Consider the following 2,474-nt stretch of genomic DNA (forward strand, 5'->3'; position numbering starts at 1 on the left):
CTCCTACAAACTAAGAAAAAACCTGTTTTATTATGGATATATTATTTAGAATAATATTTGATCTTACAATTAACTCATTATTATCATAATGAGTTATTATAGTATAACCCCTCTCTAAAACTTAACAAAAATTAACAAAATTATTTACCCTAATCCTAATCATTGGTATAATTTTTATTAATCAACCAATATATTGACCGTATAATGAGGTATGGCTTTGAAAAATAATAAAGGATTTAGCTTAATAGAATTAATGATTGTTGTTGCAATTATTGGTATTCTTGCAATGATTGCAATGCCATCATATCAAGAATATGTTGCTAGAACATATGTAACAGAAGGATTATCTGTCGCCACCTCAGTTCAATCTTCAATGATTGACCATTACATTTCTAATGGATCTTTTGTATATAAACATGCTTCTGGTGGTTCTAATGGCACATCAAATATTAACGATACCTATGGCATTGCTCCCCCGGAATCCTTTGCACATAATGCGATCACAAGGGTAGCAACAGGTACATGGTGGAATCCAATGGGTATCACTATAGAATATTCTAAAGATAAATTAGGTTTATCTAACAGGCTTCCTGCCAATCAAGTCCCGAAAATCATGTTAGTACCATCTCCAACCAATGTTGAGTCTGACATATATTTACAAAGCACTGGTGCAAACTGGAAAGGTGGTAGCATCACATGGCAATGCTATTATATGTTTATGCCTAGAATCATTGCACCAGCAAATTGCCAAGAAGCTGCAAAAGATTTCTCAACATGCTCTGGCACTAATAGGTGTTAAAAATAAAATCACTAAAGTAATTGCATGACAATGATGGCAATTGGTGGAATAGCCATCACTATAGCAGGAAAGATCATACCTTTTTTATATGAGCTACCACGCTCAACTGAATACTTACCACCTTGCTTCATAACGCTCACTGTTGCAAAGCCATATAAAATAGCCGCAACAACCCCAATGACATAATACATCCACATAACAATTCTCCTTAATAAAAAACCATTGGCCCAACCCCACAAACCAATGGTTTTACTGTTACTTATGAGCCATTAGCCCATGCAATTATTCCCATTCAACTGTTGCAGGCGGCTTACTTGTAATATCATAAACAATACGGTTCACATGCTTAACTTCATTCACTAAACGCACAGAAATTTTCTGTAGAACATCCCATGGAATGCGTGCAAAATCTGCAGTCATGCCATCTACTGATGTGATCGCACGAATTGCTAACGTATAATCATATGTACGAGTATCACCCATTACGCCAACACTTTTTAAGCCTGTCATCACTGTGAAGTACTGCCAAATATCACGATCTAAACCTGCTTTTGCAATTTCTTCACGGAGAATAAAATCACTGTCACGCACGATTTCTAATTTCTCTTCTGTGATGTCACCCAAAATGCGAATCGCTAAACCTGGACCTGGGAATGGCTGGCGCCATACTAAATGAGCGGGCATACCTAATTCTTCACCCAATAGGCGCACTTCATCTTTAAATAAAGTATTTACAGGTTCGATCAATTTAAACTTCATATCTTCAGGTAAACCGCCCACATTGTGGTGAGATTTAATAGTTTGCGCTGTTGCGGTACCACTTTCAATAATATCTGTGTACAAAGTTCCTTGTGCTAAGAAATCAATGTCTTTTAACTTTTCTGACTCTTCATCAAATAGGTAAATGAATTCATTGCCAATGATTTTGCGCTTTTGTTCTGGATCAGAAACACCTGCCAATTTACTTAAGAAACGTTCTTTAGCATCTACTTTAATGATGTTTAAACCAAACTTACCGCTTAAATTATTCATCACTTCATCTGCTTCACCTTTACGCAACATACCGTGATCGACAAATACACACGTCAATTGTGAACCGATTGCTTTATGCAATAAAACGCCCACAACGCTTGAATCCACACCACCTGATAATGCTAACAAAACCTTCTTATCACCAACTGTTTCGCGAATTGCTTTCACTTGCTGATCGATAAAATTTTCCATTTTCCAATCACCTGCACATTGGCAAACATTCAACGTGAAGTTTTTCAATAAATCAAAACCTCTTTCTGAATGTTGTACTTCTGGATGGAACTGAACACCAAACCACTGCTTAGCTTTATTTTCCATCGCAGCAATCGGGCAATCACTACTTGTTGCGATCACTTCAAAGCCTGCTGGAACTTGAGTTACTAAATCGCCATGACTCATCCAAACAGTATGTTCTTCAGGCAATCCTTGTAATAAAATTGCATCTTTAATTGTATGTTTTAATACTGCTTTACCATATTCACTATGATCAGCCTTAGAAACTTTACCACCCATTGAATCAGACATTAATTGCATGCCATAACAAATACCCAACACAGGAATGCCTAAATTGAAAATTTCCATATCAATCTTGAAGGCATCTTCTGCATAAACACTGTTAGGCCCACCCGATAAAATAATGCCT

General features: G+C 36.5%; 3 protein-coding genes. 1 reads left to right on the forward strand and 2 read right to left on the reverse strand.

All coding sequences use genetic code 11. The features are described from left to right. The first annotated feature begins 217 nt into the window (after positions 1-217). Positions 218-799 carry a pilin gene (locus BZK14_RS13575; protein WP_171973642.1) on the forward strand — a complete coding sequence of 194 codons (582 nt, stop codon included), beginning with the start codon at positions 218-220 and terminating at the stop codon, positions 797-799. 11 nt (positions 800-810) lie between these two features. On the opposite strand, the gene BZK14_RS05055 is transcribed toward BZK14_RS13575, so the two are convergent. Both BZK14_RS05055 and guaA read right to left on the reverse strand, forming a co-directional pair. Then, positions 811-996 (reverse strand): hypothetical protein, encoded by a 186-nt coding sequence (locus tag BZK14_RS05055; protein WP_077925479.1) that lies wholly within the window; start codon positions 994-996, stop codon positions 811-813. 85 nt (positions 997-1,081) lie between these two features. Then, a partial coding sequence (gene guaA / locus BZK14_RS05060) for a glutamine-hydrolyzing GMP synthase (protein WP_077925480.1) occupies positions 1,082-2,474 on the reverse strand: 1,393 nt, incomplete at its 5' end.

The sequence above is a fragment of the Wohlfahrtiimonas larvae genome, from assembly GCF_002006755.1.
Classification (GTDB): Bacteria; Pseudomonadota; Gammaproteobacteria; order Cardiobacteriales; family Wohlfahrtiimonadaceae; genus Wohlfahrtiimonas; species Wohlfahrtiimonas larvae.